At 60.0% G+C, this 15,488-nt stretch carries 13 protein-coding genes; 8 read left to right on the top strand and 5 right to left on the bottom strand.

The genetic code is table 11. The features are described 5' to 3' along the window. Positions 1–35: 35 nt before the first annotated feature. Genes AC1DD7_RS10160 through AC1DD7_RS10140 form a run of 5 tightly spaced genes read right to left on the bottom strand, consistent with a single transcriptional unit; the run spans position 36 to position 6,361 of the window. Positions 36–1,316, bottom strand: a complete 1,281-nt coding sequence (locus tag AC1DD7_RS10160; RefSeq protein ID WP_477514857.1) for an amidohydrolase family protein — start codon at positions 1,314–1,316, stop codon at positions 36–38. Beyond that, the gene (locus tag AC1DD7_RS10155; RefSeq protein ID WP_477514856.1) at positions 1,317–2,411 is read right to left on the bottom strand and encodes a threonine aldolase family protein; all 1,095 of its coding nucleotides are present in this window, start codon (positions 2,409–2,411) and stop codon (positions 1,317–1,319) included. Beyond that, positions 2,408–3,511: an ABC transporter ATP-binding protein gene (locus tag AC1DD7_RS10150; protein ID WP_477514855.1), complete on the bottom strand. Its 1,104-nt coding sequence runs from the start codon at positions 3,509–3,511 to the stop codon at positions 2,408–2,410. Before AC1DD7_RS10150 ends, AC1DD7_RS10155 begins: the two co-directional genes overlap by 4 nt. Beyond that, complete coding sequence (locus tag AC1DD7_RS10145) at positions 3,504–5,258, bottom strand: ABC transporter permease (protein ID WP_477514854.1); 1,755 nt, start codon at positions 5,256–5,258, stop codon at positions 3,504–3,506. The genes AC1DD7_RS10150 and AC1DD7_RS10145 overlap by 8 nt, the downstream gene beginning before the upstream one ends. Next, entirely contained in the window at positions 5,255–6,361 is a 1,107-nt protein-coding gene (locus tag AC1DD7_RS10140; protein WP_477514853.1) for an ABC transporter substrate-binding protein, read from the bottom strand. Before AC1DD7_RS10140 ends, AC1DD7_RS10145 begins: the two co-directional genes overlap by 4 nt. A 325-nt stretch (positions 6,362–6,686) precedes the next feature. Here AC1DD7_RS10140 and AC1DD7_RS10135 point away from each other — a divergent pair, with 325 nt between their 5' ends. The 8 genes from AC1DD7_RS10135 to AC1DD7_RS10100 all read left to right on the top strand — a co-directional run bounded on the left by AC1DD7_RS10135 (position 6,687) and on the right by AC1DD7_RS10100 (position 15,389). Continuing rightward, positions 6,687–7,877 (top strand): TetR/AcrR family transcriptional regulator, encoded by a 1,191-nt coding sequence (locus AC1DD7_RS10135; protein ID WP_477514852.1) that lies wholly within the window; start codon positions 6,687–6,689, stop codon positions 7,875–7,877. Between the two features lie 159 nt (positions 7,878–8,036). Continuing rightward, positions 8,037–9,392 carry an MFS transporter gene (locus tag AC1DD7_RS10130; RefSeq protein ID WP_442003554.1) on the top strand — a complete coding sequence of 452 codons (1,356 nt, stop codon included), beginning with the start codon at positions 8,037–8,039 and terminating at the stop codon, positions 9,390–9,392. 99 nt (positions 9,393–9,491) lie between these two features. Beyond that, entirely contained in the window at positions 9,492–10,346 is an 855-nt protein-coding gene (locus AC1DD7_RS10125; protein ID WP_477514851.1) for a TauD/TfdA dioxygenase family protein, read from the top strand. 122 nt (positions 10,347–10,468) lie between these two features. Further along, the gene (locus tag AC1DD7_RS10120; protein ID WP_477514850.1) at positions 10,469–11,338 is read left to right on the top strand and encodes an FAD binding domain-containing protein; all 870 of its coding nucleotides are present in this window, start codon (positions 10,469–10,471) and stop codon (positions 11,336–11,338) included. A 6-nt stretch (positions 11,339–11,344) separates the two neighbouring features. Then, positions 11,345–11,878 carry a (2Fe-2S)-binding protein gene (locus AC1DD7_RS10115; RefSeq protein WP_477514849.1) on the top strand — a complete coding sequence of 178 codons (534 nt, stop codon included), beginning with the start codon at positions 11,345–11,347 and terminating at the stop codon, positions 11,876–11,878. Next, positions 11,875–12,624: a xanthine dehydrogenase family protein molybdopterin-binding subunit gene (locus AC1DD7_RS10110; RefSeq protein ID WP_477514848.1), complete on the top strand. Its 750-nt coding sequence runs from the start codon at positions 11,875–11,877 to the stop codon at positions 12,622–12,624. Before AC1DD7_RS10115 ends, AC1DD7_RS10110 begins: the two co-directional genes overlap by 4 nt. Beyond that, the gene (locus tag AC1DD7_RS10105) at positions 12,587–14,212 is read left to right on the top strand and encodes a xanthine dehydrogenase family protein molybdopterin-binding subunit (RefSeq protein ID WP_477514847.1); all 1,626 of its coding nucleotides are present in this window, start codon (positions 12,587–12,589) and stop codon (positions 14,210–14,212) included. Before AC1DD7_RS10110 ends, AC1DD7_RS10105 begins: the two co-directional genes overlap by 38 nt. Further along, positions 14,205–15,389, top strand: a complete 1,185-nt coding sequence (locus AC1DD7_RS10100) for an XdhC family protein (protein ID WP_477514846.1) — start codon at positions 14,205–14,207, stop codon at positions 15,387–15,389. Before AC1DD7_RS10105 ends, AC1DD7_RS10100 begins: the two co-directional genes overlap by 8 nt. Positions 15,390–15,488: the final 99 nt, after the last annotated feature.

Here is a 15,488-nt window from a genome sequence, read left to right as displayed (position 1 = left end):
CTTAGGGAGAGTGTTGGTTGGTCAGTGTCGGGTGGCTACTGTGTGATCAGTAGTCCGCGCTTGAGGACTCCAAGCGGCGTTGCGAGAGTGCTGATGTCCTGCATGGGGTCCGCCGCCGTGACGATGAGGTCGGCCCACAGGCCGGGCCGGATGCGACCCGCTTGCGCCTCCAACCCGAGCATGTCGGCGGCTTCACACGTTGCAGACTGCAGTGCATGCTGTGCTGCCAGTCCGGCGTCGACATAGCGTTCCAACTCGCGGGCAATGAGATCAAAGGTGACGTGCGCAGGGCCTGCGTCCGTTCCTGCCACGATCGACACGCCGGAGTGGAGGAACTCGGTCACGTTTGTGAACCGCGATTCCAATCGCGCCACTACATTGCGATCCTGCGGGTTGGACAGGACTTGGTGACCCTCCCGCAATTGCCGGGAGACGATGTCCGCTACGACGACGGTCGGCACAATGTGGATCCCGGCATCGGCCGCCCTGCGCAACAGCTCGCGATCGGGCGCACACTGCTCATCCGGCCCTAGCATGGAGGCGTGTTCCAACGAGTGCACGCCTGCCTCTATACATGCGGCCATCGAGGAACTGGCATGGGCATGGGCTGCAGTCCTCATGCCGTACGAGCCGGCGATGACCACTGCTTCACGGAGCAGCGTGGGGTCGAATTCAAAGACGCTCGGACTGGTTCCGGGAGTAAAGCCGCCGCCGCTGGCCATGACCTTGATCCAGGTGGCGCCGGCCGCGTGCTGTTCGGCGATGATCGCCTCGACGTCGTGACGGGTGCGTACCTCTCCGCCCATGTCGTGTCCATGCCCGCCCACGCGGCAGATCGGCGCACCGCAATGAACCACGGTGGCGACGTCGGACACCATACCCAGGGCTGCCCTCATGGGAGCAAGCAGGTGCCTGGGTGTCCCGCAGTCCCGCACCGTGGTTATCCCGGCACGAAGCGCAATCCGCGCATTCGCAACAACCTGCGCAACGATCTCGTCATCGCTGCTGCGCTGATAGGTTCCCTTCGGGTCATCACCACCATCGAAGGCCAGGTGAACATGGGCATCCATCAATCCGGGAGCCACAAATTTGCCCTTGAGATCCAGGACGCTGCCCGTGCCCGGTTCACTGCCGGCAGGAACAATACGGGAGATCTGCCCTGCCTGGAGCCACACATCGCTGAGGGAACCCGACGTGCCCGACTCGGGATCGACAACACGTGCATTGAGCAGCACTGTGACGTCGTCGCCTGTCCTGGCTGCGCGGCTGACGCTGTACGGTACGGGACGGTCCGTCACATCGAAGGTGATGGTCATTTAGTTGCTCCTTGTGCTTAGGTGCATCGAGTAGGTTTCGTCCAGCAATTCCCTGAGCGCGTCAGCGGCGAGGCGTACGTCTTCCGTGTCGACGTCCAGATGGGTGACGGCACGAATTGTGGACGGGCCAAAAGCGCCCATTCGGATCCCGCTCTCCTGCAGCAGGCGATCCACCAGCACTGCCGCGGTGACGGGGAAGTCGACCAGGTCAAAAAGGACAATATTTGTCTGGACTGTTAGCGGATCGATCGATATATGCGGGTTGACGGCAAGCAGTTCAGCCAGCAGGCGGGCATTCCCATGGTCATCTGCGAGTCTGTCCACGTTGTTGCGGAGGGCATACGTACCCGCTGCTGCCACGATGCCTGATTGACGCATGGAACCGCCCCAGCGTTGCTTGAGACGCCATGCTTCATTGATGAATTCAGCGTCTCCGGCCAGCACTGCTCCCATGGGAGCGCCCAGGCCTTTGCTGAGGTCCAGCCAGACTGAGTCAAACGGGGCACAAAAATCGTGGGCGGATACGCCGGTGGACACCACCGCATTGAGCAGACGGGCGCCATCCATGTGGGTTTTGATCCGATGAGCCCGCGCCACCTTCGTCACTGATGTGATGCCCTCCAGCGACCAGCACGTGCCACCTCCGAGGTTGGATGGCTGTTCAATGGAGAGCACCGCATTCCGGGCCGATGACCTTCCCTCCGGGCGGAGCGCCGCTTCAAGCTGGGCAACAGAGAAAACGCCACGATCTGCCTTGATGGGCCTGTAGATAGCTCCGGCCAAGGCGGGCGCCCCGGTTTCCTCATGGCGCAGCGAATGGGCGCTGTCATCAACAAGAATCGCATCGCCGGGCCGGCAGTGCAGTGCATAGGCAATCTGGTTGCACATCGTTCCTGATGGCAGGAAAACCGCTTCCTCCTTGCCCAGAAGCTCCCGCGTCAGGGCAATCAGTTCGTTGGTGGAGGGGTCTTCACCCTTTTGTTCATCCCCAACCTCGGCGTTTGCCATGGCCTGCCGCATGGCCTCCGTTGGCCGGGTAATAGTGTCGCTGAACAGATCGATCCTGATGGGGTGGCTGGACCCGACCGGAATCAATGTTCGGCCTTGGGTGCCGTAGCAGTCCGGGGTTGGAACAACTTGTAGCCGTCCCGTGGAATGCCCACACGTACATGGGAGGAATCCGTGCGCTCGCGGGTTTCGACCACCAGGGCCTGCTCGCCGACGCCCACCGTGTAGCGGAAGTGATGGCCATGATAGGACCGCTCAAGGACGGGTCCGTTGACAGTCATCTCGTAGCCGTCCGAGGACGCATCATCAGGCAACAACGCCAGCGCTTCAGGACGAACGGCAACCACGACGCCGTCGGAAGCAATTGAGGATGGTACGTGGATCGCTTGGTCCAACCCGTCGATCTTGATCGTCAGGATCCCCTTTGAGCGGCCAATGACTGTCCCCTCCAGCAAGTTGCTGGTGCCAACGAAGTCAGCAACGAAGAGATCGGCGGGATCGTTGTAGATCTGCTCCGGCGTACCAATTTGGCGCACGGCTCCGGCTGACATGACCGCAATCTTGTCGCTCATTGCCAGGGCTTCGTCTTGATCGTGGGTTACAAAAACCGTGGTTACGCCAATCTTTCGTTGTAACTGAAGCAACCAATCGCGCGTACGTTCGCGCAGCTTGGCATCAAGATTGGAAAACGGCTCGTCCAGGAGCAGCAGTCGCGGAGGGAATGCCAACGCGCGCGCCAGCGCCACTCGTTGCTGCTGGCCACCGGAGAGCTGATGTGGATAGCGGTCTGCCTGATCGGAAAGGTCAACCAGCTCAAGCACTTCGTCCACACGTCGGCGGAGTGCCTCGGACTTGTAGCGTCGAAGCCGCAGTGGATAGCCCACGTTGTCGCGGACCTTCATGTGCGGCCACACAGCATATGACTGGAAAACAACCCCGCAATCACGGCGCTCCGGCGGAAGGAAGGCGGAGGAGTCATGGTTGAACAAGGTTTGCTCGCCCACAACAATGCTGCCGCCGTCGGGCTTGAGGAGTCCTGCGATGGACCAGAGTGTTGTGGACTTGCCGCAGCCGCTTGGGCCAAGCAACGTCAGGATTTGCCCGTCGGAAGCGGTCACCGACACGTTGTCCAGGACCGTCAGACGGCCAAACTTCTTGGTGAGATTGGTAATGACCAGATCAGGCATGAGGGCGAACTCCAAACAGAATGCGTCCTGCGCCCAGGACAGCTGCGGTGATGACGAGTTGGATGACTCCGAGGGCGGCGACGGTGCCGCCGAGGCCATTTGCTGCAATTTGAAGCATTGCCAGTCCCAAGACCTGGGTCTCGGGGGTTACCAGGAAAACTGCGGCGTCGGCCTCATTGAGCATGGCTACAAACAACAGGACGAATGAGATGCCCATGGCAGGCCTCAGCAGGCTGAGAATGATGGTGCGCATCGCCGTCCACCAGTCCGCCCCGGCCGAGCGTGCGGCGCGGTCCAGGTCCGCACCCAGCGCGGCAAGCGATGGATAGAACGCGGCATAGCCCATGGCGAGTGCGCGGACCCCGAAGGCGATTCCGACCGCCCAAAGTGTAGCTCTGAAGGTTCCGGAGCGGTCCAGGATGGCAAACGTCCAGAAGAAGGCCATGCCGGTGATCAAGCCCGGGACGGCCCGCGGATACAGCACGATGTGCTCCAAGGATCCGCGGAACCGAAAGTTGGAACGGTGGGCAACCAATGCGATGACCGCGATGCAAGCGGTGGCAATGGCGGCGCCAACTGTGGCAATCAACAAGCTGTTGCCGATCGCTCCGGTGTAGAGCGGGTTGGTTAAGATCGCTGAGAAGTTGTCCAGTGTCAGAACGCTGAACGGGTTGATGGCCGGCGTCAGAAGAGCGGTGACAGAGGCGAGAACCACCCCGCTGAGCGGCACCAGGGTTGCACAGCCCAGAACAACTCCTATGACAGCGGAGAGCAGCCAGCCGAGGGGGCCCAATTTAACAACGTTCGCCGGTCTGGATGACTTTCCGCCGGTCGTAGTAAAGCGGGCGAGGTCGCCGGCCAGGCGATTGCGCAGCAACAGCAGCAGAGTGACGGCGAGCAACAACATGACGGCGCCAGCGGGCAGAACTCCTCCACCGGCGTCGGCGCTTCCGGTCCACTGCCTGTACAGGTAGGTGGACATCATGTTGATGTTCTTTGAAGTACCAAGGATGAGGGGGATCCCCAGTGTTTCCAGCGCCAACGCGAAGACCAACAATCCGGAGTTCAGCAATGCCGGGCGCAGCAACGGCAGAGTCACCGAGAGCAAGGCGCGGAGTGGACTGGCGCCAGCGCAGCGTGCGGCTTCCTCGAGTGTCGAATCGCCTGAGGACAGCGTCCCGCGGGCAAAAAGGTAGACCACCGGCGAGCCAAGGACCGTACCCATGACCACCATTCCCGCAACACTGTAGAGGTCAAAGGGAACAGTGAACGGCGAGTACTCTTCAAGCAAATGGGTGGCATATCCGTTCTTTGACCACATCGACTGCCACCCAACGATGAGCACCAGCCCAGGCAGGACCAAGGGCAGGACAATCAAGGCTGAATAGATCCTCCGCAACGGGAGGTCGGTGCGGGCTACCAGCAAGGCCACCGTGGTTCCAACCACAACAGAGCCGAGGGTGGCGAAAAGTGCGAACTGCAGGCTGTTGGCGACAGCGGACCACCAGAGGGGATCAGTCGCCAGTTTTTGGAAGTTGTCCAGGGTGGCGCTGCCGTCGCTCTCGTATAGCGGCGTGGACCAGATTGATGACCAGAGGATCGGCACGATCGGGCCGAGGATCAGCAGGACTGCGAGGATCCAGACACCGTAGTGGATGACTTTCTCCGGCAGCCATGCCCGCTTGAGGTTGCCTGTACCGGGCGGCGGTGACGGGTTTTTGGGGTGGGTAAGTGTGGAGCTGCTCATCGCCCGAATGCTTCTTTCCAGCGATTTTTGAAGGCCGGTGCATCGTTCACCAGGGCCTCATCCCACTTGGCAATGTTGATGTTCTCCGCACCCAACTGCGCAGTTACCTTGGCCAGGTTCACCGGGCAGTCCACCCCGTCCAGGTAGGGTGCGAACCCGCCGGCGCAACCGGCCGTTTGGCCCGCCTTGTCAATCAGGAAATTCACAAACACTTTGGCCGCGTTGGGTGACTTGCCTCCGGTGGTCGCTCCGGCACCGCGGGGCATGAAGGGTGTTCCGTCTGCGAAGAACTTATAGTTCAGCACTTTCGCGGCAGCGCCTGTGATGAGTGGCCGGGTCGCGCCGGACTGGAAATAGGACATGGTGTACTCGCCCTGCAGGAGTTTGTTGTACATGGGCCCTGCACTGGCTTCGACCTTGGTGTTTTGTCCGAGTTGCTCCAGGACTTTCCATCCGGCCTCTCCCGCCTTGGCTATGTAGGCGTGATTAACCGTGTAGCCAAACTCCGTAGTGCCGTCATACGTGACGATCTTCCCTGTGAGTTTAGGGTCACTGGACATCTTGGCGAGTGCTTCAAGGGAATCGGGTTGTTCCGATTCTGGCAGGAGGGTGGTGTTAATCAGTGCCATGACCGGGTTCAGTTCCATGGCGAAGACCCCGGGGGCGAGTTTCGCGAAGGCCGGCAGCGGCGCGGCGGCGGGTGGTGTGAAGTCCTGGATGTCACCACGCTTGACCAGATCCAGGAAGTTCGCGCCTTGGAGGCTGACGATGACGTCCGCGGTCTTTCCCCCAGTGGCCTTCTCGTTGAGGTACCGCTGGAAGCTTTCGGTTCCACCCAGGCTGATGTAGCTGGTCTTGATATCCGGATACTGGTTTTGGAAAGCAGTCAGGACCGGCTTCATGGAGGCCTCATTCGCCTCGCCGTAAACCAGCAGCGAGCCTTCCTTGACGGCGGCGTCGAGAATTGCGGGATCCATCGCTGCTGCCGTCGGAATGTCCGTCTTAACGGCGTAGGCATTGGGGGCGTCATTCCCGGTGCTGCAGCCAGTCAGGGCTGCGAAGCTGCAAAGTGCAGCAACAGCGACTATTGCACGTCGTTTCATGTGGGACTCCTTTGTCACGGGACGGTGCATTGGTTAGGGACGGTGCTCTGGGTTACGGGAAGTGTTTCTCTGGGCCCAGGGCCGATTTTCTCTGGGTCTAACACACAGTTGGCGTCCCGTAAGTGAATACGCATCGGCCGCCGGGATGCTCCGGCCGGTGCTCGCATATGCGGGGAACCATCACGTTTCCCGCTAGGGTGAGGCACTGCTATCTTGCGGCAACTGGCCAATCAGTAAGTGAAGGGCAGTGTTTCGAAGGTTGTTCTTAAACTTTGGCACGCCGCGGGCTATTGCGCAATAAGTGAATCTGACTAATCTTAAGAACATGAATAAGTCCTCCACCGCCCCGGAGCGCGGCACCAGGCCGAGGAACCGGCGAGCGCTCATACTTGCTGCGGCGGGTGACCTCTTCGCGCAGAAGGGATACGCGCAAGTCAGCATGACCGATGTGGCTAAAGCCATGGCGGTTCAGCCATCCGCCCTTTACCGACATTTCCCGAGCAAGGGCGAGCTGCTTCGCGAGGCAGTGGTGGCCAGCCTCCAGCCCTTTTTGGATAGCATTATCCAGACACCCGACGGCGACCTCGAACAGTTGATCACGGCTCTGGGGCGGGCACTTCTGGAGCACCGGGAAAACGGCGTGCTGTGGGAGCGTGAATCCCGCCATCTCCCGCCTGCCATCCGCTTCGATATTGCCAGCGGCATCAAGTTCGCCATCAGCAGCAAACTGCAGTCCGGCAGTGATGCAGTGCCCACTTCCGAGGCCGACCTGAGGGCTTGGGCCATGTTTGCTGTGATGATCAGCGTTTCGTTGAACCCTAACCGGCTCTCGCGGGTGGATGAAGAATTCGAGTTGGCCACGCTCGCCCGCACAGTACTCGTCATGCCCTTGCCCCCGATTGAAGTGTCGGCGAATCACCGGCGCGCGTCGATTGCCATGCCCCGTAGCCGCCGTGAGGCACTGCTGGCTGCCTCAATCCGACAGTTCGCCGCGTTTGGGTTTGAAGCCGTGAGTCTTGACGACATCGGTGCCGAAGTTGGAGTCGCAGGTCCCAGCATTTACCGCCACTTCGACAGCAAGGCTGAAATGCTTGCCGCAGCACTGCATCGTGCCAAAGAAGTGCGGTGGATGGACATGTGGCGCGCTCTCTCTGAAGCCGCTGATGCAGCTGAGGCACTCCAGCGCACCATTTCCTCGTACATTTCGTTCTCGTTGGGCAGCCCGGAATTCCTGCAATTGGCCGTGTCCGAACGTCCACACCTTCCCGAGCGGGACTTGCAGAACTTGATGGAGGCGCAGGGCGACTACGTCACCGATCTGGCCTCGCTGGTGGAGGACGTTTACCCGGGAGTCGATCAAGAGGTGGTCAGGACACGGGTGAAAGCGGCCCTGCATGTGATCAGCAGCGTTGTCCGCACTCCATTCCTTCGGGACATCCGAGGGATCCAGGAGATTCTCGAACAGATTGCAAGGGGCCTGATGGCACCCACGGCCGCATCGATCCATCAAAAATGAGATCTTGCGCACAAAGCATCTCAGTAATAAGATAATTACTACTGAAGTAATCTGCATCACTTCAAAGCTCATTCTGAGACAGGTGCCTTAGGCAGCCCTGATCACCACGGTCCACGCACAGCGGGGCCGACTGTTCGCAAAATTACCTGGAGGCACAATATGAGTGCAGTGGTCGCACAACCATCGGGCGCGAGTTCTCCGAGGAAGGTCGCCTTCGCGAGCCTCATCGGCACGACTATCGAGTGGTACGACTTCTTTATCTACAGCACCGCGGCGGTGCTCGTTTTCAACCAGCTCTTCTTCCCTGGCTTCGACCCCACAACCGGGACCCTGCTTGCGTTCTCTACTTTCGCAGCCGGCTTCGTCGCCCGTCCTATTGGGGCCATCGTCTTCGGTCACTTCGGTGACAGAGCGGGCCGAAAGCCAATGATGGTCCTCACCATCCTGATCATGGGCATCGCCACCGTAGCGATCGGGCTGTTGCCAACCTATGACGCGATAGGTGTGTTCGCCCCCGTTCTACTTGTGGTGCTGCGGCTGACTCAAGGGTTCGCACTCGGCGGCGAGTGGGGTGGTGCAGTGCTGATGGCTACCGAACATTCCCCCAAGGGTCGTCGGGGCTATTTCGGTAGCTGGCCGCAGGCAGGCGTTGCAGTCGGGCTGATCCTGGCCATGACGTTGTACATACCCCTGGAGTCGATGTCCGAAGACCTGTTCATGGCCTGGGGGTGGCGGGTTCCGTTCCTCCTCAGTGCCGTACTGGTTATCACTGGCCTGGTTATTCGCATGAAGGTCGCGGAGAGTCCGGAGTTTAATCGAGTCAAGGCTGACCACGGTGTTGTGCGTCTACCTGTAGTCGAAGTACTCCGGACACACCCCAAACAAGTGTTCCTTGTGGCTGGCGCCAGCCTTGCACCGGGCATCTTCTTCTATCTGATCACCGTGTACAACTTTGTCTACGCCGGGAAGTCAGGCGAGCTGGATTCGACGTCGATGTTGGTCCTGGTGATCGTAACTTCTGCTATTGGCTTCGTGGTTACGCCGCTCGCCGGTGCCCTGTCAGACAAATTCGGCGGACAGCGGGTGTACCTGTGGGGTCTTGCGCTCATCGTCATCGTTGCCTTCCCGTTGTATTTTGCGTTGGACGGGGGCACCTATGGCCTCATCGCAGTGTGCTACTTTGCGGCAACGGTAGCCGTATACATCCCATGGGCTCTGACGCCGGCATACTTCTCCACCGCCTTTGACGCAAAGGTGCGTTATAGCGGACTGTCCTTGGCTACTACGCTCGGCAATCTCTTCGGCAGCGCCATTGCACCCCTTATTGCCGGTGCGTTGTTTGCTGCGACAAATGCGTCTGTCTCAACATCGCTTTACGTCTTCGTCGCCGGAACCGTGTCAATCATTTGCGCTCTTTCGCTTGGACGGGTCATCCAAAACAAGGCATCGCGAGCCCGCAAAGCCAGCGCTGCGACGGGAATTGATGAAGTCGCCACACCTACGTACTCGGAGTGAGTTGACGCAAGCATTTCCCAACAGGAACAGCTCGTCTGGATCAGTCACCGATGACAGAGACGGGCGCAGTATCACACGCCAACAAAGGAAGGAACTACCATGAGCGGCAACGATCAACAGTTCAAGACATTCACGCTGGAACAGGCAACACCCACCATTGGGGCGTATATCCATGGACTGGATCTACGAGAAGAGATCACCCCCGAATGCCGGGAGGAACTACGGGAAGCTTTCCTGGAGTACCAAGTACTGTTTCTCCGCGATCAGCGCATTACCCCGGATGATCAGATCAAATTCGCCAAGGTGTTTGGCGACCCCCAGGAAGTAAGTGCGTTTTTCCCCTCGCTCCCCGAATATCCGCACATTGAGGTGCTGGAGTCACGTGGCCGGGCTGCTGGGACCGACGTCTGGCACTCTGACTTGACCTGGCAGGCAACGCCGAATTCGGCTACTTGCCTACACGCCCAGCAAATACCCCCGTGCGGCGGCGACACGCTCTGGGCGAGTATGACCGCCGCGTATGACGCCCTGCCGGAGAACGTGAAAAGCGTCATTGACGGTCTGGAGGGAGTGCACGACTGGGAAAAGGAACTGACCGGCGTTGTCCGCCAGGGTCCCGATGGTGAGGCGCGCTACGAGGAGACCCGCCGTAAATATCCACCCATGACCCACCCTGTAGTGCGTAAGCATCCCGAAACCGGCCGCAAGCTGGTGTACGTCAACGCGTTGTTCACCACCCGGCTTACGGGCATCTCCACCCAGCTGGGGGACTCGCTGCGCAACATGCTCACCGACCTCGCCAGAACCCCGGAATACCAGGTTCGTTTCCGTTGGGAGCCGAACTCCCTGGTGATCTGGGACAACCGATCCACCCAGCACTATGCGGTGGGGGACTACCACCCGCATTACAGGTTGATGCACCGGGTCACGCTGAAGGGCGACCGCCCGGCGTAGAGGTTGTTGGGGCCGTGCCGGGCGGCCTGTTGGGGCCGCCCGGCCAGCTGATATGGAAGTCACGTTTTGTCACGGCAAGGTGCCGTGACAAAAGCCGGGCCAAAGCGAAAGAAGGCTGACCAATGCGAGGCCAGAAATTAGGGGCGGGGCTGATAGCCCAGAGCCAGTCCGCCCTTCCACCATTTATTTTGCATCGGCCTACTTCGCTGGGAGAGGCTCTGGCACTTACCCGGCAACATCCAGAAGCTGTGATTGCGGCGGGTTGTTCGGATCTGGTGGCCCAATTTCGCGAGGGATTGGAGCCGGAGGTTCTGATTTCCGTTCAGCGAATCAAGGAATTGCGTGAAATATCGAATGATGCCGGGACTCTGCGCATTGGTTCCTTGGTCAGCCACAGTGAAGGCAGCAGAAGCCCCGAAATCCTGTCAGCCGTCCCGGCCCTGGCTGCAGCCTGGGAATCAATTGCCACAGTTCGAATTCGCTATCGCGGCACGCTCGGCGGCAATCTCCTTGCCTGTCGATATCGCTACGAAATGCCTGTCATTCTGTCCGCACTGGGTGCACAGATGCAGTTTCAAGGTGGAGACCTTGCAGCCCTGCCGGTTTCATCACTCTGGGATCAGCACCTTGGCAACGCAGGTATCCTGACCGCCGTCACCATCGATACTGCGTCCCTGCTGTGGTTCGGTTACGAACGGTCAATGCGCCCGCTCAGCACCGTGTCCCTCGCGGTGCAAAAGAACACTGTGGCCGGCCTTACCGTCTCGGCCGTCTGTGGGAGTGAGTATCGGCAGCCTTTTGTGCTGTCGCATACTGCCGAGGCAACTGACATCACTGAGCTTGACCCGGTCTTTGTGGGTGAGGTCCTGGCGGCTCAGCTTCCGGACGAGGCGGGCGACTACGCGGGGTCCATCGACTACCGGCGGCACCTGGTGGGCGTTCTCTGCCGCCGCCTTCTTGCTCAAGCAACCGGTAACCAAAGGAAAGGATAGCCAGCCATGAGCCTTGAATCACCGGAATCAGGCCAGGAAACATTCACCCACAACGTTGAATTTGAGCTGAACGGAAGCCCGGAACGGCATTGTGTCCCCACTAGTGCTACGGTCTTGGATTTGCTGCGCAACAGCTGCGGCAAGCAAGGGGTCCGTGCCTCGTGTGAGCGTAGTGTCTGCGGTGCCTGCACTGTTTTGGTTGATGACCTGCCTGTAGCTGCCTGTTCCACGTTTGCGTTCGACATTGAGGGTGCGCGTGTTGAAACGGTTGAGGGCTTGGCTGCCCAAGACGGCACTTTGAGCGCCCAGCAGCAGGCATTCAGCGAATGTGGCGGCTTCCAATGCGGCTTCTGCACCTCCGGCATGCTGATGTTGACCACAGGGCTGCTGCGGCAAAATCCGCAACCGAACAGGGAAGAGATCCGGGACTGGATAAGTTCGAACACCTGTCGGTGCACAGGCTACGAGATGATCCTGGAATCCGTGGAGCGCGCCGCAGAACTGGCTGGGGCCAAGCAGCAGGATCAGGCATCCGAATGACCGGGATCGTGATTCCTTTCACTCCGCACGCGCCCATCGTCGGACGCGACCGCCCACGCCTGGACAGCACCGCCAAGGTCACCGGCCGCGCCCTCTACACAGTGGACATCCAGAAGCCCGGGATGCTTCACGCGAAGGTTCTGCGAAGCCCACACGCGCACGCCCGGATTCTTAGCGTGGATGCTTCGGCCGCCCGCTCCCTGGCAGGAGTCACTGCCGTAGTCACCCGCGAGGAAATCCGTGGGCTGCATTCCTATGGCACCTACGTCAAAGACCAGCCGATCGTTGCCACGGACGCGGTTCGCTACGTCGGCGACGTCGTTGCTGCTGTGGCTGCCGTGGATGAACGCACCGCTTTTGCCGCCTTGGATTTGATTCGGGTTGAGTACGAACCGCTGCCGGCGGTCTTTGATTCACGAGCAGCAATGGATCCGTCAGCACCTGCCATTTTTCCCGAGCAGCCCTTCGCCGCCTATCCGGAGTACGGCGATGGCGCCTCGGGAGCGGCACACACCGCGCACAACGTCAGCTACGAATTCCGCTACGAAACGGGAGAGGAGAGTGTCTGGGCAGATTGCGACTACATCTTCGAGGACGCCTTTACCTTCTCCCGGATGAACCACATGCACCTGGAGCCATTTGCCACCGTTGCAGAGGCCACAGCAAGTGAAATCGAAGTGTGGACCTCAACCCAGAGCCCTTTCCCCAATGCGCAAGGAACTGGCCAGGGTGTTTGGGCTGCCTGAAAACGACATCCGGGTCAATGTCCCACTTTTGGGAGGCGGCTTTGGCGCCAAGAACGGCCCAAAAACGGAAGCGATCGCCATCCGGCTCTCACAGTTGTCGGCTGGGCGGCCGGTTCGCTACTGCATGAGCACAGAAGAAGTCTTCCTGACCCTGAGCCAGCATGACGCCATCCTCACGGTTAAATCCGGGCTCAAGGCAGACGGCGAGTTCATGGCGCGCCAGTCCCGTGTGCTGCTCAACGGTGGCGCTTATGCGGATGCCAGTCCGTTGGTGGCGGAGAAAGCCGGGTATCGGATGCCCGGAGCCTACCGCTGGAAACGGATAGATTCGGTCTGCCAAGCGGTGATCACCAACACCGTCCCTGCCGGCGCCTACCGTGGCTTCGGAGCAACCCAGGCCACCTGGGCCAGCGAGCGCCAAGTGGATCTGATCGCCGAGCGGCTGGGTTTCGATCCCCTGGAGCTTCGGCTCAAGAACGCCAAGGATTTGGGCGAGGAGTTCGTTCCAGGAGAAACTCCCATCGATTCGGATCTCAAGCATGGGCTGAACCTGGTGGCGGACGCTATCGGTTATCGCGACCGTCGGCGCTCAGGTAACCGTGGCATGGGGGTTGCCATCGGCATCAAAGATGGTGGCGGCGTCAACAAGCCTGCCCAAGCCCGGGTCAAGGTGACCACCAACGGTGATGTCTTCCTGAATTGTGGCCTGGTGGAAATGGGTCAAGGAGGTCATTCGGCCCTGTGCCAGATTGTGGCAGAGACTCTGGCCTGCGATCCGGGCCGGGTGAAGTATGCCGCAATTGACACTGACAACACCCCCTTCGACCAAGGCACCAACGCCTCTTCGGGCATCGCGGTCATGGGTCATGCAGTTCTTCAGGCTGCTGAGCGAGTGAAGTGTTCCGTGTTGGACATGGCTGCCGAACACCTGATATTGGACCGCCAATCGATCCGTCTGGATAACTGGCACATCGTTGACGCTGAAGGCACCACCTATGAGCTCCCGCCGTTGATTATGGACAGATTTGGCGGAACAGGATTCGAGTTCACTGCGGATGGCTACTTTAAGGTCCGTTCCTCCAGCAGCGCACCCCTGGAAGCGCCCTGCATGTTTTGGGAGATCGGTTGGGCAGCTGCGGAAGTGGAGGTGGATCCGGAAACCGGCCGGGTGGAGCTTTTGCAGCTGGTTGTCAGTGGCGACGCCGGCAAAGTGGTGAACAAGCTGGGCTGCCGCGGCCAGGACGAGGGCGCCGCGGTCTTCGGATTGGCTCAGGCACTCTTCGAGGAACTGCGGTACGACGACGGTGAGCTGCTTAATGGCGAGGCTCTCCTCTATCGGGTGCCTTTGGCTGAGGACATTCCCCAGCGCTTTTCCTCCATCACCCAGGAACAGGGCCATGGCGCCGGACCTTTTGGGAGCAAAGGGATGGGCGAGGGTGGCATGCTTCCGATTGCTCCAGCAATTGCGCAAGCCATCGCTGACGCCACCGGGGCACAGCTCACGTCGTTGCCCATGACGCCTGAACGCGTTTACAACGGCATCCTCCATGCGCGTGCGCGCCAAGGCAAGGCTGACAGCAATGCGTGAGGTGATGGGGGCACTGGAGGCGTCGTGGCGGAGTGAACGACGCGTCGCCTTGGCTACGGTGGTCCGCACGGAAGGATCCGCACCACGAACAGTCGGAACGTCCATGCTGGTCACCGAAGACGGATTGCCGGTCGGCTCAGTTTCGGGTGGGTGCGTAGAGGCAAGTGTGATCGAAGCAGCAGCCGGAGTCCTCGCCAGTGGGGACCCGGAGCTCCACCGTTTTGGCATTTCAGACGACGACGGTTTCGGCATCGGGCTGACTTGCGGCGGGAGCGTTGAGATTTTCATCCAAACCTACGATCCGGCCTCCTGCTCGGATTTTTCATCACTGCTGAGGGCCTTGGATGAGAATCTGCCCTGCGCCATGGTCACCATCTTCGACGGCGTACCTAGCCTGGTGGGTCGCTCCGAACTGGTCCTGCACAATGCCGAAATCGAAGGGCTGTTTGCAGATACCGTCCTTGCTCCCGATGCACTCCGCGCCGCCGGGGATGCGGTCCAGGAGGCCATAGCCTCCGGAATCACGACGTCGGTCACTCTTCCGGCGGGCACGGGTACTGACAAGCCACTGTCCTTGCTGATCGATGTTTACCGTCCGGCCCGCAGGCTGATCATCTTCGGGGCGATCGATTTCTCCGCGTCGTTGGCCCAACTGGGGGCTTTCCTTGGTTTGCACGTAACTGTTTGCGATGCGCGCGCTGTCTTCGCGACGGCCAAGCGAATTCCCTCAGCCCATGAGATCGTGATCGATCAACCGGCGCGCTACCTGCAGAAAGAAATCGCTCTGGGAAAGCTTGCCCCTGATGCCGCTATCTGTGTGTTGACGCATGATGCCAAATTCGATGTTCCAGTCCTCGATGTTGCCCTGAGGCACGGTTTCGCATACATAGGCGCGATGGGGTCACGTCGAACTGCCGCTGACCGCCGGGAGAGGCTAATGGGTTTGGGCCACACCGACCAGTCGCTCGCACCACTCCGCTCGCCGATCGGCTTGGACCTTTCCGCTTCCACGCCCGATGAAACGGCGGTTTCCATCATGGCGGAGATTATCGCTGCCAAGAATCAGACCTCTGGTTTGCCCCTGGCGCACACCAGCGAACCGATCCACAAAGGTGTGTTGGAGCGCGCAGGTTATCAACTGCTCCCAGCCGGCCAGCCGCCGTCGTACTGCGGTTGAAGCAGTCCTCCAAACGCTGGGAGCCTGCAAGCAGCAAATTAACTTTGAACCTAAGTATCTTGACAGGAAGTATCTTAGTACTGATATTCTTTCCCTATG

Source organism: Paenarthrobacter sp. 10L412 (assembly GCF_056395565.1).
Note: the sequence above shows the minus strand (reverse complement) of the source record. Positions and strands in the feature narration are given on the sequence as shown.